The sequence below is a fragment of the Sphingomonas agri genome (assembly GCF_038148795.1).
In the GTDB taxonomy this organism is placed as follows: domain Bacteria; phylum Pseudomonadota; class Alphaproteobacteria; order Sphingomonadales; family Sphingomonadaceae; genus Sphingomicrobium; species Sphingomicrobium agri.
Genome location: NZ_JBAPEU010000002.1, coordinates 265022 through 286572 on the forward strand (window position 1 = coordinate 265022; position 21551 = coordinate 286572).

Annotated in this window: 22 protein-coding genes and 1 pseudogene; 10 read left to right on the forward strand and 13 right to left on the reverse strand. The window is 63.1% G+C overall.

From position 1 onward, the window contains the following. The first annotated feature begins 325 nt into the window (after positions 1-325). Together gyrA and V8192_RS08120 are read left to right on the forward strand one after the other, a co-directional pair. Complete coding sequence (gyrA, locus tag V8192_RS08115) at positions 326-3061, forward strand: DNA gyrase subunit A (protein ID WP_373276349.1); 2736 nt, start codon at positions 326-328, stop codon at positions 3059-3061. A gap of 96 nt (positions 3062-3157) precedes the next feature. Then, positions 3158-3664 carry a host attachment family protein gene (locus tag V8192_RS08120; protein ID WP_341632573.1) on the forward strand — a complete coding sequence of 169 codons (507 nt, stop codon included), beginning with the start codon at positions 3158-3160 and terminating at the stop codon, positions 3662-3664. 11 nt (positions 3665-3675) lie between these two features. Here the strand turns inward: V8192_RS08120 and V8192_RS08125 are convergent, their stop codons facing one another. Next, on the reverse strand, positions 3676-4107 hold the full coding sequence (locus V8192_RS08125) for a DUF488 domain-containing protein (protein ID WP_341632574.1): 432 nt from the start codon (positions 4105-4107) through the stop codon (positions 3676-3678). A 132-nt stretch (positions 4108-4239) separates the two neighbouring features. Between V8192_RS08125 and trmFO the strand changes: the two genes are divergently transcribed. Beyond that, positions 4240-5571 carry a methylenetetrahydrofolate--tRNA-(uracil(54)-C(5))-methyltransferase (FADH(2)-oxidizing) TrmFO gene (trmFO, locus tag V8192_RS08130; RefSeq protein WP_341632575.1) on the forward strand — a complete coding sequence of 444 codons (1332 nt, stop codon included), beginning with the start codon at positions 4240-4242 and terminating at the stop codon, positions 5569-5571. Between the two features lie 11 nt (positions 5572-5582). On the opposite strand, the gene V8192_RS08135 is transcribed toward trmFO, so the two are convergent. The 6 genes and pseudogenes from V8192_RS08135 to eno form a co-directional block, all read right to left on the reverse strand. Next, on the reverse strand, positions 5583-6026 hold the full coding sequence (locus V8192_RS08135) for a hypothetical protein (RefSeq protein ID WP_341632576.1): 444 nt from the start codon (positions 6024-6026) through the stop codon (positions 5583-5585). Positions 6027-6071: 45 nt separating this feature from the next. After that, positions 6072-6245 (reverse strand): annotated as a pseudogene (locus V8192_RS14655) (squalene/phytoene synthase family protein); the annotation flags it as partial. After that, a complete protein-coding gene (locus V8192_RS08145) occupies positions 6238-7671 on the reverse strand; it encodes a pyruvate dehydrogenase complex E1 component subunit beta (protein ID WP_341632578.1) in 1434 nt (477 codons plus the stop codon). The pseudogene V8192_RS14655 and the gene V8192_RS08145, both read right to left, overlap by 8 nt. Then, on the reverse strand, positions 7671-8678 hold the full coding sequence (gene pdhA, locus V8192_RS08150; RefSeq protein WP_341633314.1) for a pyruvate dehydrogenase (acetyl-transferring) E1 component subunit alpha: 1008 nt from the start codon (positions 8676-8678) through the stop codon (positions 7671-7673). The genes V8192_RS08145 and pdhA overlap by 1 nt, the downstream gene beginning before the upstream one ends. A gap of 120 nt (positions 8679-8798) precedes the next feature. After that, complete coding sequence (locus V8192_RS08155; RefSeq protein WP_341632579.1) at positions 8799-9113, reverse strand: FtsB family cell division protein; 315 nt, start codon at positions 9111-9113, stop codon at positions 8799-8801. 154 nt (positions 9114-9267) lie between these two features. Further along, positions 9268-10557 (reverse strand): phosphopyruvate hydratase, encoded by a 1290-nt coding sequence (gene eno, locus V8192_RS08160; protein WP_341632580.1) that lies wholly within the window; start codon positions 10555-10557, stop codon positions 9268-9270. 144 nt (positions 10558-10701) lie between these two features. On the opposite strand from eno, the gene V8192_RS08165 reads away from it, so the two are divergent. From V8192_RS08165 to V8192_RS08190, 6 genes are read left to right on the forward strand one after another with little or no spacing between them, the layout of a single operon-like run. Further along, entirely contained in the window at positions 10702-11286 is a 585-nt protein-coding gene (locus V8192_RS08165; RefSeq protein ID WP_341632581.1) for a hypothetical protein, read from the forward strand. Then, a complete protein-coding gene (locus V8192_RS08170) occupies positions 11286-11630 on the forward strand; it encodes a phage holin family protein (protein WP_341632582.1) in 345 nt (114 codons plus the stop codon). The genes V8192_RS08165 and V8192_RS08170 overlap by 1 nt, the downstream gene beginning before the upstream one ends. Further along, positions 11630-11977 (forward strand): DUF3618 domain-containing protein, encoded by a 348-nt coding sequence (locus V8192_RS08175; protein ID WP_341632583.1) that lies wholly within the window; start codon positions 11630-11632, stop codon positions 11975-11977. The genes V8192_RS08170 and V8192_RS08175 overlap by 1 nt, the downstream gene beginning before the upstream one ends. A 3-nt stretch (positions 11978-11980) precedes the next feature. Next, the gene (locus tag V8192_RS08180) at positions 11981-12394 is read left to right on the forward strand and encodes a hypothetical protein (RefSeq protein WP_341632584.1); all 414 of its coding nucleotides are present in this window, start codon (positions 11981-11983) and stop codon (positions 12392-12394) included. A gap of 33 nt (positions 12395-12427) precedes the next feature. Continuing rightward, positions 12428-12670 (forward strand): DUF4170 domain-containing protein, encoded by a 243-nt coding sequence (locus V8192_RS08185; protein WP_341632585.1) that lies wholly within the window; start codon positions 12428-12430, stop codon positions 12668-12670. Between the two features lie 57 nt (positions 12671-12727). Then, positions 12728-14509 (forward strand): DUF885 domain-containing protein, encoded by a 1782-nt coding sequence (locus V8192_RS08190; RefSeq protein ID WP_341632586.1) that lies wholly within the window; start codon positions 12728-12730, stop codon positions 14507-14509. Here V8192_RS08190 and V8192_RS08195 read toward each other — a convergent pair. The 5 genes from V8192_RS08195 to carA all read right to left on the reverse strand — a co-directional run bounded on the left by V8192_RS08195 (position 14494) and on the right by carA (position 20486). After that, positions 14494-15123, reverse strand: coding sequence for a rhomboid family intramembrane serine protease (locus tag V8192_RS08195; RefSeq protein ID WP_341632587.1), 630 nt, complete (start codon positions 15121-15123; stop codon positions 14494-14496). The two genes, V8192_RS08190 and V8192_RS08195, sit on opposite strands and share 16 nt — an antisense overlap. Positions 15124-15125: 2 nt before the next feature. Next, positions 15126-15602, reverse strand: a complete 477-nt coding sequence (greA, locus tag V8192_RS08200) for a transcription elongation factor GreA (protein WP_341632588.1) — start codon at positions 15600-15602, stop codon at positions 15126-15128. Between the two features lie 77 nt (positions 15603-15679). Continuing rightward, positions 15680-19042 (reverse strand): carbamoyl-phosphate synthase large subunit, encoded by a 3363-nt coding sequence (carB, locus tag V8192_RS08205; RefSeq protein WP_341632589.1) that lies wholly within the window; start codon positions 19040-19042, stop codon positions 15680-15682. Beyond that, positions 19042-19320: a hypothetical protein gene (locus V8192_RS08210; RefSeq protein WP_341632590.1), complete on the reverse strand. Its 279-nt coding sequence runs from the start codon at positions 19318-19320 to the stop codon at positions 19042-19044. The genes carB and V8192_RS08210 overlap by 1 nt, the downstream gene beginning before the upstream one ends. Next, positions 19317-20486 carry a glutamine-hydrolyzing carbamoyl-phosphate synthase small subunit gene (carA, locus tag V8192_RS08215; protein WP_341632591.1) on the reverse strand — a complete coding sequence of 390 codons (1170 nt, stop codon included), beginning with the start codon at positions 20484-20486 and terminating at the stop codon, positions 19317-19319. The genes V8192_RS08210 and carA overlap by 4 nt, the downstream gene beginning before the upstream one ends. Before the next feature lie 142 nt (positions 20487-20628). Between carA and V8192_RS08220 the strand changes: the two genes are divergently transcribed. Further along, positions 20629-21081, forward strand: a complete 453-nt coding sequence (locus V8192_RS08220; RefSeq protein WP_341632592.1) for a GatB/YqeY domain-containing protein — start codon at positions 20629-20631, stop codon at positions 21079-21081. Positions 21082-21143: 62 nt separating this feature from the next. Here V8192_RS08220 and V8192_RS08225 read toward each other — a convergent pair whose 3' ends face one another. Continuing rightward, a complete protein-coding gene (locus V8192_RS08225; RefSeq protein WP_341632593.1) occupies positions 21144-21521 on the reverse strand; it encodes a hypothetical protein in 378 nt (125 codons plus the stop codon). Positions 21522-21551 lie beyond the last annotated feature (30 nt).

Genomic DNA, 21551 nt, shown 5'->3' on the forward strand with positions numbered 1-21551 from the left:
GGCGGCGCCTTAGACCCGGAATGTTGCGAGGCCAAGTTCCTTGGTCCGTCCGCCCTGAATATGATTTGAACCACTTGATTTAGCGGGAAAAAAGCTCCAGCTGCCAATTTCCTCCACGCGCGCGCGCGTGCGCGGGGTGGCAATCCCCGCCAAATACACTAGGTAGGAAGAAGGGGGTGGCGTCATCAGCCCACAGCCCCCGCGTGCCCTTTAAGCGACAGGATTTTACTTGGCTACCGAACCGCCGGTCGACGACCGCAACGATAACAGCAATCCGCCCCCCGGCGGCGAGAGCGATATCGCCCCCATCTCCATCGTCGAGGAGATGAAGACCTCCTATCTCGATTACGCGATGAGCGTGATCGTGAGCCGCGCGCTTCCCGACGTGCGCGACGGCCTCAAGCCGGTTCATCGGCGAATCCTCTTTGCCTGCCAGGAGGCCGGCTATGTCGCAGGGCGGCCTTATCGCAAGTCGAGCCGCATCGTCGGTGACGTCATGGGTAAGTATCACCCGCACGGCGACTCCGCGATCTACGATGCACTTGCGCGAATGACCCAGAACTGGTCGATGCGCGTGCCGCTGATCGACGGCCAGGGCAATTTCGGTTCGATGGACCCCGATCCGCCGGCGGCGATGCGTTACACCGAAGCGCGCCTGGCGAAGGTCGCCAACTTCCTCCTGGGCGACATCGACCGGGACACGGTCGACTTCCAGCCAAACTATGACGCCTCCGAGCGGGAGCCGCAGGTCCTCCCTGCCCGCTTTCCCAATCTTCTGGTCAACGGTGCAGGTGGAATCGCGGTCGGAATGGCGACCAACATCCCGCCGCACAATCTGGGTGAGGTGCTCGCCGCCTGCCGCGCCTATATCGACGATCCGGCTATCAGCTCCGAAGACCTGATGGAGCACGTCAAGGGCCCGGATTTCCCGACGGGGGGTTTCATCCTTGGCCAGTCGGGAATCCGCAGTGCCTACACGAGCGGCCGTGGTTCGATAATGCTTCGATCGCGCCACCATGTCGAGGAAGGCCGGGGTGAGCGCCGGTCGATCGTCCTTACGGAAATTCCCTACCAGGTCGGCAAGTCCGGCCTTGTCGAAAAGATCGCGGAAGCCGCGAAGGACAAGCGCATCGAGGGCGTCTCCGACATCCGCGACGAGTCGAACCGCCTTGGTGTTCGCATCGTGATCGATCTCAAGCGCGACGCGACGCCCGAAGTAGTTCTCAATCAGCTGTGGCGGCACACCCCGGCGCAATCGAGCTTTCCCGCCAACATGCTGGCCATTCGCGGCGGCCGTCCTGAAACGCTGACTTTGAGGGACATCATCGAGAGCTTCGTCCGCTTCCGCGAGGAAGTGATCACGAGGCGCTCGAAGTTCGAGCTGTTCAAGGCCCGGGAGCGCGCCCACCTCCTCCTCGGTCTCGTCGTCGCCGTCACCAACCTCGACGAAGTCGTGAAACTGATCCGCGGCTCGGCGTCTCCGGCCGCCGCCCGTGAGCGGCTGCTCGAGCGAGATTGGCCGATGGACGAGATCCGTCCGTACATCGCGCTCGTCGAAGCGGTCGAACCGCAGAAGGCGGAAAAAACCTACCGGCTTTCCGAAGCGCAGGTCCGAGCCATTCTGGAACTGCGCCTGCACCGCCTGACCGCTCTTGGCCGCGACGAGATCGCGGGGGAGCTAGAGGGACTTGCGACGAACATCGGCGAACTGCTGGAAATCCTCGCGAACCGCTCACGGCTCTACGGACTGATGCGCGAAGAGTTCGACGAGGTCGAAGCAGAGTTCGCGACGCCGCGCGTCACCGAGCTCGCGCCTGCTGCCGACGGCATCGAGGACGAAGACCTTATCGAACGCGAGGACATGGTCGTAAGCGTGACCATGGAGGGCTACATCAAGCGTACGCCGCTCGCGGTATTCCGCGAGCAGAAGCGGGGCGGCAAGGGTCGCGCCGGGATGGCCACCAAGGACGAGGATGCCGTCACCACCCTCTTCGTGACCTCGACCCACAATCCCGTCCTGTTCTTCTCCAACTTCGGACGGGTCTACCGGATGAAGGTCTGGAGACTGCCCGAGGGTGGTCCGAACACGAAGGGCAGGCCAATGGTCAATCTCCTTCCCCTGGCGGAAGGTGAGAGCATCTCGACCGTGCTTGCGCTCCCCGAGGACGAAACGGAATGGGGCGGCCTGCACATCATGTTCGCGACTGCTCATGGCACGGTGCGCCGCAACAGCATGGCCGCCTTCACCAACATCCCGACCGCCGGCAAGATCGCGATGCGGTTCGGCACCGGCCCTGCAGAGGACGTCGAGACGAATGACGACAGCGACGAGCAAGCGGATCCGACCGACCGGCTGATCGGGGTCGAACTCCTTACCGAGGGGGACGACGTCCTTCTTGCGACCCGAAACGGCAAGGCAATCCGGTTCAAGGCAACCGACGTTCGCGAGTTCCAGTCCCGCACTTCGACCGGTGTCCGGGGAGTCCGCCTGCAGCCGGGTGACGAAGTCATCTCGATGTCGATCCTCCACCGTGTCGGAACCACGCAGGAGGAGCGCGAGGCCTATCTCAAGTGCCCGCCGTGGCGGGACCGCGAGGACGTTGAATGCATGCTTGCTCCCGACCGCTATACCGAGTTGCAGGACAATGAGCAGTTCATCCTCACCGTCACCGAGAACGGCTATGGGAAGCGATCCTCGGCCTACGAATATCGCCGCACCAACCGCGGCGGCCAGGGCATCACCAACATCGACACCTCGGAACGCAATGGCCGGGTCGTCGCAAGCTTCCCGGCCCTACCCGGCGAACAGCTGATGCTGGTCACCGATCAGGGCAAGATGATCCGGACAACAGTCGGCGACATTCGAATTGCCGGGCGCAACACGATGGGCGTCACGATCTTCCGTGTCGCCGAAAACGAACATGTGGTGAGCGTCGCAAAGATCGAGGAAACCGAGGAGGAAGAGATCGAGCTCGAAGGCGGCGATGAGATCGCACCCGTTCCTGATGCGGTCATCGGCGAAAGCGAGCTTGAGAAGCCCGCCGATCCGGAGCAGGATTAGGAGCGTCGGAGGCGGTTCGGCTTGCGACGAGCCGCCGCAACCGCCTCAGGCAGGTTCGCGTTCTCCTAGGCAGTATTGTTCAGGAGGAAATCGCTCATGCCCCTTCCCCATAACGCGCTGGTCCTGGTCGCCGACGGCCGAAAGATCCTGTTCCTTCGCAATCACGGCGACGAGAACCAGATCGATCTGCGTACCGAGTCGCACGATGAGCGCGAGGACAGGAAGGATCGCGATTATCGGACGGATGCTGCCGGGTCCGCGGCTCGCTCCGCAGGCGCGGCAGGAACCGGCGTCGGCAATCAGGCCGGCGCTCACCTGGGCCGCGCTGCAATGGAAGAAACGGATTTCCATCAGCAGGAAGAGGACCGCTGGGTAAAGGAAGCGGCGGAGGAGCTGAAGAAGCGCGTGCTTCGCCAGGATTTCGATGCGCTGGCGATCGTAGCCCCGCCAAAGGCTCTCGGTGTTCTCAAGAAGAGCCTTCACAAGGAAGTCCAGAAGCGAATTATCTGCACCGTCGACAAGGAAATGACGGGCCGTCCGATCCCCGATATCGAGGCTCTTCTCAACGGCCACACGGCGCCCGTGGAACTTCCCGCGGTCTGATCTTTCGCCAGTCAGGCGTAAAGGTGAACGACGTCCGCGTCGGCGGCCACCGCCTCGATTAGCAAGCTACGGTGACAGTGTGCGGGGTCACGCTCCATGCATAGCAAAGCCGACGGCTTCTCGCGGGCAAGTTCGAGCATCTGTGCCGATTGGCCAATAGCCTCGGGCAATTCCAGCTGGCCGGAATAGATGCGTTCGAGTTCTGCGTGTCGGCCAGCTCTTGCGGCAGCTCGGCCTTCGGGCGGCGTGCCGAGAGCCTTCAGGTGAACATACTCGATATTCGCTTCTTCGAGCGCGGCACGGAGCGGTGATTTCGAGAATCCCGGGCGCCGCGACAGTGGCAGTGCGCGAACGTCAATGACGCGCTTGACGCCGGCCCTGGTGAGAGCCTCGATGAACTCGCCGACCGTCGTACCCTCATAGCCGATGGTGAATATGCGCACGGCTAATGCCTCGTCTGTCCTTGCAAAGAGCGCAGCCCATACCGGAGTTGAGGGCCACGAGGGAGAGCCGCACCGCCTGGCAGTCGCCAGCTAATGCTGGATAGCGCGCTCTCCCGCGACTAACAGCGCGCTATGTCCTTTGACCTCCAGATCGTCGGCGGCGGCCTTGCGGGCTCGGAGGCCGCATGGCAGCTCGCCGAGGCAGGTATTCGCGTCCGTCTGAGTGAAATGAGGGGCGGCGGAGATAATACCCCTGCCCATGAGACCGATCAGCTGGCGGAAATGGTATGCTCCAACAGTTTCCGGTCGGATGATCCCGAGCACAACGCGGTTGGCCTGCTGCACCAGGAGATGCGGTCGCTCTCGTCCCTCATCATGGCGGCAGCCGAGGAGTGCCGTGTCCCCGCCGGCTCCGCCCTGGCAGTAGACCGCGAAGGCTTCGCCGGAAGGGTCACGCGCGCGATCGAGGGACATCCCAACATCGAGATCGTCCGCGAGCGGGTCGACGAGCTCCCGCGCCACCCGGCGATCATTGCCACGGGTCCTCTGACCGGCTCGCGCCTCGCCGAAGCGATTGCTGCAGAAACCGGCGAGGGCGCTCTCGCATTCTTCGACGCGATCGCCCCCATCGTGCATCGCGACAGTGTCGACATGGACATCGCCTGGATGGCGGCGCGGTGGGACAAGGGCGGGAAGGATTACATCAATTGCCCGCTCGACAGGGAGCAGTACCAGACGTTCGTCCAAGCGCTCGTCGACGGCGAAAAGATGCCCTTTCACGACTGGGAAAAGGAAACGCCGTATTTCGAAGGCTGCATGCCGATCGAGGTAATGGCCGAGCGCGGGCCCGAGACCCTGCGCCACGGGCCAATGAAACCGATGGGTCTCGACAATCCCCGTACCGGGCGTTGGCCCTATGCCGTCGTCCAGCTTCGCCAGGACAACAGGCTTGGGACACTGTGGAACATGGTCGGCTTCCAGACCAAGCTCAAGCATGGCGAGCAGGTGCGCATTTTCCGGACAATTCCCGGTCTCGAGAATGCTGAATTCGCGCGCCTCGGCGGAATTCACCGGAACAGTTTCATCAACTCTCCCAAGCTGTTGGACAGTGAACTTCGCTTGAAATCAAAGCCAAACGTGCGCTTTGCTGGCCAGATTACGGGTTGTGAAGGCTACGTCGAAAGTGCTGCCACTGGCATTCTCGCCGCGCGATTTGCAATTGCCGAAATTCGGGGTGAAGAGCTCGCGCCGCCTCCGCCCGAGACTGCCATCGGTGCGCTCCTCGCCCACATTACGGGCGGAGCAAACTCCGAGACCTTCCAGCCGATGAACGTGAATTTCGGCCTGATGCCGCCCATCGGGGGCCGCTCCAAGCGCGCGGACCGCAAGAAGGCTTACACTGATCGCGCGCGTGCCCAACTTGCTTCCTGGCTCGATCTGTCGAAGGTCGGCGAACCCGTCTAGAGGCCTGCGCCTCAATTCCGGGGGAACGTCCCAAGGAGCCGGTGGGCGATAGCGGCCTTCAGCCGCCTCGCTCCATCGCCGTCACCGAAGAGCTCGGTCGCAGCGATCGCTCCCACGACCGTCAGACCTCGAAGCCGCCGCGCCATTCTCGCGGGCACAGCCGCCAATGCCGACCGGGCCTCTTCCATCAGCAGTGCACGCGAGGCGCGATCGCTGCAATGGCGGGCTCCGTCCACGAGTGACCACACGGCTCCGGCCGCTGCTGCTGCGCTTTCATCACTTCGAAGGAGCCTCGCACCGATGCGAAAGAGCATGCTGCCCCTGAGGCTCAGTGCTTCGGCTTGACCACGTCCCCAAGGAAACGGCTCCAGCAACGGAAGCCAGCCGTCTTCCAGCTGCGACAATTGCGCGCCGCTGATACCGCGGTCGAGCAGTTGGGCCGAGAGCGCCTGCAAGCGAGGCTCAGCGGGTAGGGCGTGGCCCTGGTCGAGATCTTCGAGCCGCTCGCGCCACCAGGCGAGGCGAATCGCGCCGAGATGTCGATCGCTGCTCGTCGAAACGATGTCGGCGAACGCGAGGTCAAGGTTCCAGAGTGCGGAAAATGCCGGCCTCAGCTCGCGGGGCAGCTGCTCCAGCGCGACGCTGCGGTCGAGATCGAGCCTCCGCTCAGCGATAGGTGACGGCTTTCACTGCCTCGACCACTTGAGACGCCTTGATCAGCGCGAGCTTTTCAAGATTGGCGGCATAAGGCAGCGGCACATCGGCGTCGGTAACCCGCAGGACCGGCGCATCAAGGTCGTCAAAGCCTTCCGTCATCGCGATCGAAATGATTTCCGAGGCGATCGAGCACACCGGCCAGCCTTCCTCGACCACGACCATGCGGTTCGTGCGCTTCAGGCTCTCCAGAACGGTCGCCTTGTCGAGCGGCCGAAGCGTTCGAAGGTCGATGACTTCGGCGTTGATCCCTAGCCCCATCAGCTCCTGCGCCGCTTCGAGGGCCACGCCGACGCCGATCGAATAGCTGACGATGGTCACATCCTTGCCAGGCCGAACGATCCGGGCCTTGCCGATCGGGAGGACATAGTCGTCGAGTTGCGGGACGTCGAAATGCTGCCCGTAGAGCAACTCGTTCTCGAGAAAGACGACCGGGTCGTCGGTGCGGATAGCGGCCTTGAGAAGGCCCTTTGCATCGGCTGCACTATAGGGGGCGATGACGACCAGTCCCGGCACATGGGCGTACCAGCTGCCGTAATTCTGGCTGTGCTGGGCGGCCACCCGGGCCGCCGCGCCGTTGGGGCCGCGGAACACGACCGGGCAGCGCATCTGGCCGCCCGACATATAGTTGGTCTTGGCAGCCGAATTGATGATGTGGTCGATTGCCTGCATCGCGAAGTTGAAGGTCATGAACTCGACGATCGGCCTCAAGCCGCCCATCGCAGCACCGGTGCCCAGCCCCGCAAAGCCATATTCGGTGATCGGCGTATCGACGACGCGCTTGGCCCCGAATTCCTGAAGCAGGTTCTGGGTAACCTTATATGCGCCCTGATATTCGGCGACTTCCTCGCCCATGACGAAGACACGCTCATCCTTGCGCATCTCTTCGGCCATGGCGTCACGAAGCGCTTCACGCACGGTCAGTGTCACGAGCGGCGTGCCCTCGGGCACTTCGGGATCATCGTGCGTTTTCGCGACGTCGGCAACGAGGTCGCGGGCTGCCGTTTCAAACACGTGGGGTGTCGGCGTCGCTTCGTCCTGCTGTGATGCGGGCACGGGGACCGCGGGCTCCGCCTCCATCGCGGGCGCCGGCTGCTCCCTGGTTTCGGCCGCCGGCTGCTCCGTGCTCTCGGTGGCCTGCTCACCATCGCCAGTGAGCAAGGCTATCGGTTGCCCGACTTTCACACCGTCGGTGCCCTCGGGGACGAGGATCTTCGTGATCTTGCCTTCGTCGACCGCCTCGAACTCCATCGTCGCCTTGTCGGTCTCGATCTCGGCGAGGATGTCGCCCGACTTGACCTCGTCGCCCTCTTTCACGAGCCACTTGGCAAGGGTCCCCTCCTCCATGGTCGGGGACAAGGCAGGCATCTTCAGCTCGACCGGCATCAGTAGCTCCCCACCAGGACGTCGGTGTAGAGCTCGGATGGATCCGGCTCCGGCGCTTCTTCAGCAAACTTCGCAGCACCGACGACGATGTCCTTGATCTGCTTGTCGATCGCCTTGAGATCCTCTTCCTTGACTCCCATCGTCTCGAGCTCGCGTTCAGCGTGGGTGATGGGATCGCGGTTCTCCCGCACGTCCTGCACTTCCTCGCGCGTTCGATAGCGCGCAGGATCCGACATCGAATGTCCCCGATAGCGATAGGTCAGGAACTCGATGATGATCGGTCCCTTGCCGCTCCTTGTCCATTCGAGAGCCACTTCGGCCGCCCCGCGAACCGCTAGTACGTCCATGCCGTCGACCTGCAACCCGGGAATGCGATGTGCCTCGCCGCGGCGATAGAGCAGCGGCTCCGCGGAGGAGCGCTTGAGCGACGTGCCCATCGCATATTGATTGTTCTCGATCGCGTAAATGACCGGGAGGTCCCAGAGCTTGGCCATGTTGAAGGCCTCATAGACCTGCCCCTGATTGACCGCGCCATCGCCGAGGTACGTCAGGCAGACCCCGCCATCCTCGCTATATTTGTGCTTGAACGCGAGCCCCGTGCCGAGCGGGACCTGAGCGCCGACGATGCCGTGACCGCCGTAAAAGCCATGGTCGACGCTGAACATGTGCATCGACCCGCCCTTGCCCTTGGAAATGCCCGCTGCGCGGCCGGTGAGTTCGGCCATGATGACCTTGGGATCGATGCCGTAGGCGAGCATGTGCCCGTGATCGCGATATCCGGTAATGACGCTGTCCTTGCCGACCGTCATCGCGGACTGAAGCCCTACGGCGACCGCCTCCTGCCCGATATAGAGGTGGCAGAAGCCGCCGATCAGCCCGAGACCGTAAAGCTGACCTGCACGCTCCTCGAAGCGACGAATGAGCAGCATTTCTCGGTAAAATTGAAGGAGCTGGTCCTTGTCGGCCCTGAATCGCTCCGGCTGACGGGGGCGTTCGAACTGTTCCATCTGCTCCGCGGGAGCGGCGGCTTTCTTGGCGCTTTTCGCCACGGCAAACTCTCTCAATGTCAGAAGCGGGCCAGCCTATAGGAGGCGGTTGGGCAGGCGGCAACTGGCCGCCCAATTCGCTCAATCGAGGGGAATGATCACCTCGTCGGGACGCACCAGTCCGAGGTCCTTGCGCACCAGCTCATCAGCCATGTCGGGATCGGCCTTGCGGGGATCAAGCAGGTCCGAGCGGTGCTTGAGCTGGGCACGCTGCTGTTCGATCTGAACCAGTTCCGCCTGGCGCTGCTGAAGCGCGCGGTGATAGCTGCCCCAGGCAAGAATTCCGTTGGGGCCCGCGACCGCATGGCCTGCAAACGTTCCAACGACGATCACCGCGAGGGCCGGCATTGCGACCCGCCGGATCAGCGCAAAAATTCGGTCGGGTCCCGACATCATGAAGTCAAAAGAATCACGAGTGAGTCACGAACGCAAGTGAAAAGAATGGTTTGGGGGATTGTTGAGGGATGAAACTGTGGATGAACCGCCGCAAGTCTAACGAAAGCTTACCCCGAATACTTCTTCGCAACGTCCCGCCGATGCGAGGATGACGTCATTGCGCCCGGTAGGCCTTGATTGCTGCTGCTCCCGCATAGCGGGCCGTATCTCCGAGCTCCTCCTCAATCCTCAGCAACTGGTTGTATTTGGCGGTTCGGTCCGAACGCGCCAGGCTCCCGGTCTTGATCTGGCCGCAGGTGAGCGCAACGGCGAGGTCGGCAATGGTCGAATCCTCGGTCTCGCCCGACCGGTGTGACATAACTGCAGTATAGGCGCTCGTCTGCGCGAGCCGTACTGCATCGATCGTCTCGGTGAGCGAGCCGATCTGGTTCACCTTGATGAGGATCGAATTGGCGATCCCGTGATCGATGCCCCATTGCAGCCGCTTGACGTTCGTCACGAAGGCATCGTCACCGACCAGCTGCACACGGGCGCCGAGTTTGTCGGTGAGGACTTTCCAGCCGTCCGCGTCGTCCTCGGCCATGCCGTCCTCGATCGAGGCGATCGGGTAGTTTGACGCAAGGTCGGCGAGATAGTCTGCCATCTCGGCAGGCGAGAGCGTCCTGCCCTCCCCCTTCATCTCGTACCGGCCATCTTTGAAGAACTCGCTCGATGCGCAGTCGAGCCCGAGAAGGACATCGCTACCCAAGCTGTATCCCGCCGCACTTACCGCCTTGTCGATGAAATCGAGCGCTTCGCGGGCACTGCCGATGGCGGGCGCGAAGCCGCCTTCGTCACCAACGGCCGTCGACAATCCGCCGGCATGGAGACCGCTCTTGAGAGAATGAAAGATTTCCGTCCCGCAGCGGAGGGCTTCCGCAAAGTCGGGAGCCCCGACCGGCATGACCATGAATTCCTGAAAGTCGATGCCGTTGTCGGCATGGACGCCGCCGTTGAGGATATTCATCATCGGAACCGGAAGGAGGTTGGCATCGACCCCGCCGACGTAGCGGTAGAGTGGCAGGCCGACGGCGTCGGCAGCTGCCTTTGCGGTCGCAAGGCTGACACCCAGTATCGCATTGGCCCCGAGACGCTCCTTGTTCTCGGTTCCATCAAGCTGGATGAGTTCGCGGTCGAGGCCGGCCTGGTCCTCCGCCTCGAGACCCACCACGGCCTCTGCGATCTCGCCATTTACGCCCTGGACCGCCTTGGTCACGCCCTTCCCGCCCCAGCGGCTCTTGTCGCCATCCCTCAGCTCGACCGCCTCATGAGCCCCGGTCGAGGCTCCCGAGGGAACGGCGGCGCGGCCCATGCTCCCGTCTTCGAGCGTAACGTCCACCTCGACCGTGGGATTGCCGCGGCTGTCGAGGATCTGGCGGGCATGGACGTCGACAATCGCGGTCATGGCTTTCCTTCTTGCGTGGGCGTAACAATATTGGCGGATGCAAAGCGCCTATAAGCGGCGCGATTGCCTGTGCAACTTTCGCTGCCGTCGTCGGAACGAAGGCATCGCCCTTCGGGTTCAAGCGGCAGAGGAGGACTGGCCCCGATGACTGAACAAATGGCTGGTGATGATCGCACCGCTGCACTGCCTGACGGAACGGACGCCGTGATTGAAGGCGCCGCGCGCGCCGACGATGGCGGCACCGGAAAAGTGGAGGACACCTCATTGGTGACAGAAAAGAAGATACCGGCGCCCAGCGGAGATGCAGAGCGGGACGTGAGCGGCAGCGCCAGCCCCGACCGCGGCCTCGCCGAGCGTTTCCGAAGCGGCCGTGAGCAGCTCTCGAGCCAGGCCGGCGAAAAGGCGCGCGGCCTCGTGACCCAGGGTCTTGAACGCACGTCCGAAGCCCTTGCCAACGTGGCCCGGATGGTCGGGGACACTGCCCCCGGGATCGAGGAGCGCCTTGGCGCGGAATATGGCGACTATGCGCGGCGCGCGGCAGGCTCCATCGAGAATGTCGCCAACACGATTGCCTCCAAGGATCCTGACGAGCTGATCGACGACACGCGAAACTTCGTTCGCAACAGTCCTGGCGTTGCCCTTGCCGGCGCCGCCGTCGTCGGGTTCGTCGTCGCGCGGCTATTGAAAACCGGGCTTGCCCCGGACAGCCGCGAGGACGACGAGGACTGATGCTGAAGCCTGCCGACCCAGGACCGCCACCGGCCGAACGCCCAGTCGGCGAGCTCGTCCACGAGCTAATCGAGGAGGGCAAGGCTTACGCACGTGCCGAGATCGGCCTCTACAAGGCGATCGCCGCTGCCAAGGGCAAGGCGCTTGCCCTTCCCGTCGGACTGTTCGTCGCAGCCTTGCTCATCGGGATGACTGCGCTGACCGCGCTTGCGGTAGGCGTGGTTGTTGCGCTCGCGACATTGATCGGACCGCTTGCGGCCGGGTTCGTCGGAATGCTGATATTCGCGGCCATCGCCGGCTTGCTTGGCTGGTACGGATACAGCCGCCTGAAACAGGATCTCTGATGGGCGACACGCCTGAAATTGCAGCTGCCCGGATCGAGGTCGAGCAACGCCGCGGCCGGCTCATGTCGACGGCGCATGAGCTTCAGGATCGGGTCAGCCCGAAGACGCTTGCCCGCAACACCTGGCAAGGAGCCAAGGAAAAAGGGGCAGACCTTGCCGAGAACACGGTCGATGCGGTCCGCGCCCGGCCCTTGGCCGCGACCGGTATCGTGGCAGCGCTCACGATGTTCCTCGCCCGCGAGCCGCTGATGGATCTTGCAAGCAAGGCGGTGGGCCGCGTCGGCGCGAAACGAAAATCACGCAAGGCCCGCAGGACGAAGGCCGCCCAGGAACCCAGTGGAGAGTAACCAATGATCAATGAGAATAGTGCCCGTACTGAAGCCGGCGAGGACGAGGCCGGAGTCTCGGCCCGGCAGCGAGCGATCGAAGCCTATTCGGACGCCCGTGAACGCGCTGTCGACACGCTTGGCGAGGCCCCACTCCTGGCGCTCGCGGGCGGCCTTGCTGCAGGCGCACTTATCGCGGCCCTGCTTCCGCGCACCCAAGCCGAGACGCGCCTCGTCCGTCCCACGGCACGCCGCGTCAAGGACAGCGCCCGCTCTGCGTTCGACGCTGCGCGCGGCACGGGAACCGAACGGCTGAACGCCATGGGGCTCAATCGCGACAAGGGAGAGGAAACCATCAAGAAGCTCCTCGACGACCTGACCGATGCCGCGCGCGCGTCCGCGGGCGCGGCGGTCGAAGCCGTCCGCAACAAGGGCTGACTAAGCCCTCCCGATGCGGTACCGCGAAGTGCCATGAGCAAGCTTCATCTGGTGTTCGGCGGCCGGGTCAAGGATCCGCGCGGCCTCGATTTCGATATGAATACGATCGACCTCGTCGGCGTCTACGACAGCTACGCGGCCGCCGAAGAAGCCTGGCGCGGCAAGGCGCAGGGCAGCGTCGATGATGCCGAGATGAAATATGTGGTGGTTCACCTCCATCGCCTTCTCGAGCCCGACATGGACGGCATTTCGCGCCCCCGGCTTCCCGCTGCGTGAAGCCTTCTTCCCGGCTGCCACATTGCACGGCGGCGGAATAAGCGTCACCGTAGGGGCATGCGCAGGATCCATTCGCTCTTTCTGTTAGCCGCCCTTGGCACTGCACCCTCGTCGATCGCGGTAGCACAGGCCGTCGCAGCGCCTTCGCCAACATCGGCGGATGCGAGGCTCAGGGCTCTTTATGAAGCCTACGCGGACTGGGACCAGAAGGAATCGGGTTTCTTCATCGATTCCAAGGGGGAGAATCAGGATGCGGCGTACCTTCCGAAGGTCGATCCGGCGGCACAGCTCGCCCGCGCCCGGTTCCAGCAAAGCCTCCTCGAGCAGCTCAATGCCGTTCCTGCGGGGAGCCTCTCGCCTGGTGAGCGGATCAACGCGGGGGTTCTGAGGGCGATCCTCGAAGCGGCAATTGCCGACGCAAAGTTCCGCGACTGGGAGATGCCGGCCAATAGCGATAGCAATTTCTGGACCTATCTGAACCAGCGCGATCCGCTGGACGATGCCGCCGCCTATCAGCGCTATGTTGCCCGGATGCGCGACGTTCCGCGCTATTTCGCGGAGCAGATCGCAAACATGCGGGCGGGCTTGAAGCGTGGCTTCACGCCGCCCCAGGCCACTCTTGCCGGGCGCGATGGTTCGATTGCCTCCTTCATCAAGCCTGCCGAGCAGAACGCTTTTTTCGATGCATTCAGGACGATGCCCTCGACGATCAGTGCAGCCGACCAGTCGAGGCTGCGCGAGGAAGGCAAGGCAGCAATCGATGAGGCGGTGGTGCCCGCCTATGGGCGCCTCCTGAGCTTCTATCGCGACACCTACGTTCCAGGTGCACGCAGGACGACCGCGGCGCATGACCTGCCGGACGGCGATGCTTACTACCAGGCGCAGATCCGCAAGTTCACGACACTCGACCTTACTCCCGAGCAAATCCACGAGATCGGTCTGAAGGAGGTCGACCGCCTTCAGGCCCAGATGCTTCAGACCATGAAGGACAGTGGTTTCAAGGGGACTTTCCCCGAGTTTCTGCACTTTCTGAAGACCGACCCGCAATTCATCGCCAGGAACCCGGACGACCTGCTGGGCGTCTCCTCCTACGCAGCGAAGCGCGTCGACGGGAAGCTCAAGGACTATTTTGAAGTCCTCCCCCGCCGCCGGTTCACGATCATCCCGGTGCCCGAGGCGCTTGCTCCCTTCTACACATCCGGACGGGGCGGCCTCGAAAGCTGCCAGATGAACACCTACGACCTTCCCAGTAGGCCCCTTTACAACATTCCCGTGCTCACTCTCCACGAGTGCACACCGGGCCACAGCTTCCAGGCGGCGCTCGCCAAGGAAGGACCGGCGCTCCCGCGCTTCCGGCGCAACATCTACTTTTCAGGCTATGGCGAAGGCTGGGGCCTCTATTGCGAATGGCTCGGCAACGAGATGGGCATCTACAGGACGCCCTATGAGCGGTTCGGCCAGCAGAGCTACGCGATGTGGCGCGCGGTCCGTCTCGTGATCGACACCGGCATGCACCACTACGGCTGGTCCCGCCAGAAGGCGATCGACTATCTTGCCGGGCATACGGCCCTTTCAAACCACGAGGTCGAGACTGAGGTCGACCGCTACATCAGCTGGCCCGGCCAAGCCCTATCCTACAAGCTCGGCGAGCTCGAGATCCGGCGGTTGCGGTCAGAGGCTGAACAGCAGCTCGGCACCGGCTTCGACATCAAGAAATTCCACTCGATGCTTCTAGGCCTGGGCTCGGTGCCGCTGCCGATCCTCGAGGACGAGGTTCACCGCTTCATCGCCGAGAGCAAAGGGGCGAGGCCGGCGACTGCCCCTCAGGCGTTGCGATAGCGCCAGAGCAACAGCGGACGCTGCAGCAGCAGGCCTGCTGCAAAGCCGCCGACATGGGCGGGGGTCGCGAGAAGATAGCCCTGCTGGTTGCCGAGCCAGCCCATCATCACCTGCAGCACGATCCAGGCGCCCATCAACCAGACGACGTTGATCCAGCGGTTGACGGCGAGATTGTTCGTGAACGGCCGAGCCCGTCCGTAGCTCAGCGCAAATGCGCCCATGACGGCGCTGATCGCTCCGCTCGCTCCGATCATCGGCACCGTTCCATGCGGGTTGATGCCCCACTGGGCAGCGGCAGCCGCGAAGGCTCCGATGACATACAGGACGACGAGCCCGCCCGCTCCGATGATCCGCTCCACCTGTGTTCCGCACCAGACCAGGATCAGCAGGTTGAAACCAAGATGGACGAGGTTCGAATGAACGAGCGTTGCAGTCAGCGGCGTGAGGTAGACGGGGACTGAAGGAAAGAGTGCTGCAGGAGCAGTCACCCGAAGCGGGATGAAGCCCAGCGCATAGGCAGCCTGATCAGACTGGCCAAAAAGCACCGCGATCACCCAGGCAGCGCCCGTGATCGCGGTGATGATGTTGGTCGCCGTGCGCGGAAAGCGCTGCACGATCAGATGAACTCGATTTTGTTGATCTCGTAATAGCGGTCGCCCGAAGGCGTCGAGACCTCGACCTCCTCGCCCTTCTGGCGCCCGATGAGAGCACGGCCGAGGGGCGAATTGTAGCTGATGCGCCCAACCCTGGCGTCTGCTTCGGTCTGGCCGACCAGCTGGTACTTCACCTTCTTATTGTCTTCATCGGTCAGCGTAACCGTCGCGCCGAACACGACCTTGTCGCCCGACAGCGTGGTCGGATCGATGACCATGGCCCTGCTCAGCCGGTCTTCGAGATCGGCGATCGTGGCCTCGATCTGGCCCTGGCGCTCCTTGGCGGCGTGATACTCCGCATTTTCGCTAAGATCGCCGTGCGCGCGGGCTTCCTCGATCGCCTCGACGATCGCCGGTCGCTCGCTGCGCAAACGCTTGAGCTCATCGTTCAGCTTGCGATGGCCCTCGGCCAGCATCGGCACCTTTTCGGCAGTCGCCATTGTCAAAATCCTCTTTTCAAAACCCCGCCCCGGCGTGCCTTCGGGCCCGCGGTGGCAACAGGTTGTGAGTGAAAAGCCTAGCCTGGGGAGCCGGAATAATAGGATTGGAGCGAGGCGACTTCAAGCGCGCGCCCACGGACTGCCTCGATAGATCGCGCCGCAGCCACACTTGCGGGCGCGGTAGTGAAATAGGGAACCTTCTTGTTGAGGGCCGTCGTGCGGATCGAATGGCTGTCCTTCAGGGATTGCCAGCCTTCCGTGGTATTGAAGACAATCGCGACGTCCCCGTCGAGCAGTCGATCGACGATGTGGGGACGGCCCTGCGCTACCTTGTTCACGACCTCGATGGGCAAACCCCTGGCCTTGAGGTGAGCCGCCGTTCCTGCGGTCGCAATGATTTGGAAGCCCAGTTCCACCAGCTTTTCGACCGCTGGCACGATATTGTCCTTGTCGGCGTCCTTGACCGAGACGAACGCGGTTCCGCCCTGCGGCAGGGTCATTCCGGCGCCGATCAGCGCTTTTGCAAAAGCAATATCAAATTCTCCGGCAATTCCCATGACTTCACCCGTACTCTTCATTTCCGGTCCAAGTACCGGATCAGTTCCGGGGAAGCGCGCGAAGGGGAATACCGATTCCTTCACGGCGATATAGTCGAGGGTGCGGCTTATGACCCCGAAGCTCTGAAGGGGCTCACCCGCCATTACCCGAGCCGCGATCTTGGCGACTGGACGACCGATTGCCTTTGCAACGAAGGGGACGGTGCGGCTGGCGCGCGGATTGACCTCGATGAGGTAGACCTCCTCGTCCTTGACCGCGAATTGCACGTTCATCAGTCCCTTGACCTTCAGTGCAAGCGCAAGTTCGCCCGTCTGCCTCTCGATCTCGGCGACGATGGCAGGCGGCAGGCTATAGGGCGGGATCGAGCAGGCGCTGTCGCCCGAATGCACGCCGGCCTCCTCGATATGCTGAAGGACGCCGCAGACGGCGACGTCCGTCCCGTCGCAGATCGCGTCGACGTCGACTTCGATCGCATCCCGAAGATAGCGGTCGATGAGGACCGGACTCTTGCCCGACACCTGGACCGCAGTCGCGATATAATGGTCGAGCTGCTGGGGACCTTCGACCACCTCCATCCCGCGGCCGCCGAGCACGTAGGAAGGCCTCAGCAGCACCGGATAGCCAATCCGATCCGCGACCCGGATCGCCTCGTCCCTGCTGCGTGCAATGCCGTTGGACGGCTGCTTGAGCCCGAGCTGCTGAACAAGCGCTGCGAACCGCTCGCGGTCTTCGGCAAGGTCGATGCTGTCAGGCGAGGTCCCGAGGATCGGCACGCCAGCCGCCTGGAGCTGTTCGGCGAGCTTCAGCGGGGTCTGACCGCCGAGCTGCACGATGACGCCGAGCAGCTCACCCTTCTCCTGCTCCCGCCGCACGACTTCGAGCACGTCTTCTGCGGTCAATGGCTCAAAATAGAGCCGATCGGAGGTGTCAGGGTCGGTCGAGACCGTCTCCGGGTTGCAATTCACCATGATGGTTTCGAACCCGGCGCCCTTCTGATCGCCGCGGTCGCGCCCGAGCGCAAAGGCGGCGTGGCAGCAGCAATAATCGAACTCGATCCCCTGGCCGATCCGGTTGGGACCACCGCCCAGGATCATGACCTTTCGGCGTTCGCTGACATCGGCCTCGTCCTCGGGTTCACCAAACAGCGGCGCCTCGTAGGTCGAGTAAAGGTAGGGCGTCGTCGCGTCGAACTCGGCGGCACAGCTGTCGATGCGCTTGAAGACGGGCCGGACATCGAGACGCAGCCGATGCGCGCGGACCTCGGCTTCGGTGATCCCGCCCGTCATTCCTGCCATTGCGCTGTGTACGACCCCCGATCCTCCGGCTGCCACGGCCTCGCTCATCTCGCGCTGTACGTGCGCCGAGCGAAGCGAGAGCTGGGCCAGTCGTTCGTCCGAGAATCCCATCGCCTTCAGCCGGCGCATGCCGCGCGAATCATTCGGGAGCCCGTTCAGCCGAAGCTCCTCTTCCGCCTCGACAATCTCCTGCAGGCGCTTCAGGAACCACGGATCAAAACCGGCGATCTCGTTGATCCGCTCGACCGAAAAGCCTTGCCGCAGGGCCTCGCCCGCGACGAGCAGCCGATCCGGCGTTGCCCGTGCAAGCGCGCTCTCGATCTGCGCGGGGTCGGCGTTCTCAAACTCGCGCACTCGATCAAGGCCGCAGAGACCGGTTTCCAGACCCCGGAGCGCCTTCTGCAGGCTCTCCGCAAAATTCCGACCGATCGCCATCACTTCGCCCACCGACTTCATCGAGGTCGAAAGAAGAGCATCCGCGCCCTTGAATTTCTCGAATGCAAAGCGCGGGATCTTGGTGACAACGTAATCGATCGTCGGCTCGAAGCTTGCGGGGGTAGCCCCGCCAGTGATGTCGTTCGCGATCTCGTCGAGCGTGTATCCGACCGCCAGCCGGGCAGCCACTTTTGCGATCGGGAAGCCGGTCGCCTTCGAAGCCAGTGCCGAGGACCGCGAAACGCGCGGGTTCATCTCGATCACCACCATTCGTCCTGTCTTCGGATCAACTGCGAACTGAACGTTTGAACCACCTGTTTCAACGCCGATTTCTCTCAGCACGGCAATGCTCGCCGAGCGCATGCGCTGATATTCCTTGTCGGTCAGCGTCAGGGCCGGCGCGACGGTGATGCTGTCACCGGTGTGGACGCCCATGGGGTCAACGTTCTCGATGGAGCAGATGATGATGGCGTTGTCGGCGCGATCGCGCACGACCTCCATCTCGAACTCCTTCCAGCCGAGCACCGATTCCTCGATCAAGACCTCGGTTGTCGGGCTGGCCTCGAGGCCGCCGAGCACGATCTGGACGAATTCGTCGCGATTATATGCAATACCGCCGCCGGTGCCGCCGAGCGTGAAGCTCGGCCGGATGATTGCCGGCAGACCGACATATTCGAGGACCTGAAGCGCGTCTTCGAGGCTGTGAGCGATCCGGGACCGCGGGCTTTCCAGGCCGATCTTGTCCATCGCCTCCCGGAACTTGAGCCGGTCCTCCGCCTTCTCGATCGCCTGCGCATTCGCTCCGATGAGCTCGATCCCGAGCCGGTCCAGAGTACCGTCCTTGAACAGGGCGAGCGCCGTGTTCAGCGCAGTCTGCCCACCCATCGTCGGGAGCAATGCGTCTGGCCGCTCCTTCTCGAGGATTTTGGTAACGATCTCCGGGGTGATTGGCTCGACATAGGTCGCATCTGCAAGGTCCGGATCGGTCATGATCGTCGCCGGGTTCGAATTGACGACGATCACGCGATAACCTTCGCTTTTCAGCGCCTTGACGGCCTGACTTCCGGAATAATCGAACTCGGCAGCCTGCCCGATGACGATCGGGCCCGCGCCGATGATGAGGATCGAGGAAATGTCGGTGCGCTTGGGCATCAGCTCTGCGGTCCCGGGCCTTCGTTGACGGCGTTGATAGTGACGAGCGTAAGGTGATTGCGGCGCGCCCATTGATAGACGCAGTGTCGCTGCTGGGGCTTGGGCGCCACCCGATAGAGAAACAGAAGGCGCTTCTCCTCTGTCTCCTGGACCACGTCGCCGACGGAGAGGCCGCACGCTATCGCAACCTGGTTAAGCTGGTCTTCGCTATGGAGCTGCGCGGTTGCGCAGCTAGTGAGGAGGAGCGCACAGGTCGAAATGAGGACCGCTCCTCTCATTGCATCGCCTCGACGAATTTCTCGAACAGGTAGAAGCTGTCCTGCGGACCCGGGCTGGCCTCGGGGTGATATTGAACACTGAACGCCGGCCGGTCCGTAAGCTCGATCCCGCAATTGCTGCCGTCGAACAACGACACGTGAGTCTCGCGAACATTCTCGGGCAAGCCCTGACGCTCGACCGCGAAGCCGTGGTTCATGCTGGTGATCTCGACTCGACCATCCGACAGCCGCTTCACCGGATGGTTGGCTCCGCGGTGGCCCTGGAACATCTTCGATGTCCTGCCGCCGACAGCGAGAGCCAGCATCTGATGGCCAAGGCAGATACCGAACAGCGGCTTCCTGGTCTCGAGCATCTGACGGATCACCGGAACCGCATATTCGCCCGTCGCTGAAGGATCACCAGGACCATTGGACAGAAAGAAACCGTCCGGTTCATGTCCCATGATCTCTTCGAACGAAGCGGTCGCAGGCACGACCGTTACCCTCGCACCAGCCTCCACGAGCAGCCGGAAGATATTGCGTTTGTTGCCATAATCGACCGCGACGACATGCGGGCGGCGCGCATCGTCGCCGCCCATCTCATACCCCTGCCCCCAGCGCCACTTGCCACCGGTCCAGCGCTCGACCTGGAGCCGGCTGACGTCCCTGGCGAGGTCCATGCCCTCGAGCCCTGGCCACTCGGAAGCCATCTTGTGGAGCTTCTCCATGTCGAACTGGCCGTCATGGCGGTGCGCGATGGCGATCGTCGGGGGACCTTCCGTTCGTACCAGCTTGGTGAGTGCCCGAGTATCGATGCCCGCGATGCCGATGCGGCCGGACTTGGCCATCCACGCGGCAAAGCCCTGGTTGGCGCGATAGTTGGACGGCTCGGTCACAACCTCGCGTACGAGGCAACCGAGCGCATGGGCTTCTCCTGCCTCCACATCCTCTTCGTTGGCGCCGACATTGCCGATGTGGGGAAAGGTGAAGGCGATGACCTGCTTCGCGTAGGAGGGATCGGTCATCACTTCCTGATAGCCGGTCATGGCCGTATTGAAGCAAAGCTCGCCCACCGCCTCGCCTTCGGCGCCAAATCCCTGGCCCCAGGCGGTTCTGCCATCGGCGAATACAATGACTCCGGTTGCACCCTCGGGTCGGGGCGCGTGCAGAGGTCGTACGTCGGCCATGGGCGTGAGCAGCCTTCCGTCAGGGGTTTCGCAGCGATGTCGCTAAGGCACCGCCGCTATGCCGGTTTGCGCGTCCGGTCAACCGCTGGTCAGGCCATAAATCCGCGGCTAGGGCTGGAGGTTTCCTGGGAACGACCGACACATGATCCGCGACGACATCAAGACCGCGCTCGTGACCGCCATGAAAGGCGGCGACAAGGAGACGACCGCGACCCTTCGACTGGTCCAGGCCGCGATCAAGAATCGGGACATCGAGGCACGCACCGGCAGTGCTCCGAAAGACGACAACCAGCTCGTCACGGAAGTTCTGCAGAAGATGGTGAAGCAGCGCCGGGAATCAGCCGACATCTATCGCAAGAACGGGCGCGAGGACCGGGCGCTGGTCGAGGAAGCCGAAATCGCCGTAATCGAGCGCTTCCTCCCACAGCAGCTCAGCGATGCCGAAGCCCAAGCGCGCATCCGCGAGATCATTACCGAGACCGGGGCCACTTCGATGAAGGACATGGGACGGGTCATGGCTCTCGTGAAGGAACGGCTCGGAGCCTCGATCGAACCGGCTCGCGCATCCGGCCTCGTCAAGGCTGCCCTGTCCTGAGGAGCATCAAAAAAGGCCCCGCCGCCTTTCGAGCGGCGGGGCCTCAGGAATCCGATTGATGACTATCTCGCGGCGGTAGCTGGCGTACCGGCGCCTGCGGAGCCCGCAAGGCCCGTGACCCCTTCCATCACGAGTTCGTAAAGGAAGATCGCAATTGCAGTCGCAAGCGATCCAGCCGCGCCCAGCTGCAGATTGGCGGCCACCGCGGTCAGCTGCGCACCGATCGTCGGAATATGGCCGAGCGCTGCGCCGACGATCGGGATGGCGATCACGAGCGCCGCCAGGAGAACCATTCTATCCCGTGGCACTGCAAGGCCAGCGACGAGGCCCAGCACGACAAGTACCAACGCAACATCCATTGCGCCAAGGGCAACGAACCCGGCGACTATCGCGAGGACAATGTAGAGAGCGCGGGCAAGCCCGCCGATTTTATTCAGCATAGAACCCCTCCCTTTTCATTCCGCTCAGCG

What these genes read in the sequence shown, in the direction of transcription:
- gyrA (WP_373276349.1), top strand. Translation starts at nt 326, where the DNA reads ATGAAGACCTCCTATCTCGATTACGCGATGAGCGTGATCGTGAGCCGC.
- V8192_RS08120 (WP_341632573.1), top strand. Translation starts at nt 3,158, where the DNA reads ATGCCCCTTCCCCATAACGCGCTGGTCCTGGTCGCCGACGGCCGAAAG.
- trmFO (WP_341632575.1), top strand. Translation starts at nt 4,240, where the DNA reads ATGTCCTTTGACCTCCAGATCGTCGGCGGCGGCCTTGCGGGCTCGGAG.
- V8192_RS08145 (WP_341632578.1), bottom strand. Translation starts at nt 7,671, where the DNA reads ATGCCGGTCGAGCTGAAGATGCCTGCCTTGTCCCCGACCATGGAGGAG.
- pdhA (WP_341633314.1), bottom strand. Translation starts at nt 8,678, where the DNA reads ATGGAACAGTTCGAACGCCCCCGTCAGCCGGAGCGATTCAGGGCCGAC.
- V8192_RS08155 (WP_341632579.1), bottom strand. Translation starts at nt 9,113, where the DNA reads ATGATGTCGGGACCCGACCGAATTTTTGCGCTGATCCGGCGGGTCGCA.
- eno (WP_341632580.1), bottom strand. Translation starts at nt 10,557, where the DNA reads ATGACCGCGATTGTCGACGTCCATGCCCGCCAGATCCTCGACAGCCGC.
- V8192_RS08165 (WP_341632581.1), top strand. Translation starts at nt 10,702, where the DNA reads ATGACTGAACAAATGGCTGGTGATGATCGCACCGCTGCACTGCCTGAC.
- V8192_RS08170 (WP_341632582.1), top strand. Translation starts at nt 11,286, where the DNA reads ATGCTGAAGCCTGCCGACCCAGGACCGCCACCGGCCGAACGCCCAGTC.
- V8192_RS08175 (WP_341632583.1), top strand. Translation starts at nt 11,630, where the DNA reads ATGGGCGACACGCCTGAAATTGCAGCTGCCCGGATCGAGGTCGAGCAA.
- V8192_RS08180 (WP_341632584.1), top strand. Translation starts at nt 11,981, where the DNA reads ATGATCAATGAGAATAGTGCCCGTACTGAAGCCGGCGAGGACGAGGCC.
- V8192_RS08185 (WP_341632585.1), top strand. Translation starts at nt 12,428, where the DNA reads ATGAGCAAGCTTCATCTGGTGTTCGGCGGCCGGGTCAAGGATCCGCGC.
- V8192_RS08190 (WP_341632586.1), top strand. Translation starts at nt 12,728, where the DNA reads ATGCGCAGGATCCATTCGCTCTTTCTGTTAGCCGCCCTTGGCACTGCA.
- greA (WP_341632588.1), bottom strand. Translation starts at nt 15,602, where the DNA reads ATGGCGACTGCCGAAAAGGTGCCGATGCTGGCCGAGGGCCATCGCAAG.
- carB (WP_341632589.1), bottom strand. Translation starts at nt 19,042, where the DNA reads ATGCCCAAGCGCACCGACATTTCCTCGATCCTCATCATCGGCGCGGGC.
- V8192_RS08210 (WP_341632590.1), bottom strand. Translation starts at nt 19,320, where the DNA reads ATGAGAGGAGCGGTCCTCATTTCGACCTGTGCGCTCCTCCTCACTAGC.
- carA (WP_341632591.1), bottom strand. Translation starts at nt 20,486, where the DNA reads ATGGCCGACGTACGACCTCTGCACGCGCCCCGACCCGAGGGTGCAACC.
- V8192_RS08220 (WP_341632592.1), top strand. Translation starts at nt 20,629, where the DNA reads ATGATCCGCGACGACATCAAGACCGCGCTCGTGACCGCCATGAAAGGC.
- V8192_RS08225 (WP_341632593.1), bottom strand. Translation starts at nt 21,521, where the DNA reads ATGCTGAATAAAATCGGCGGGCTTGCCCGCGCTCTCTACATTGTCCTC.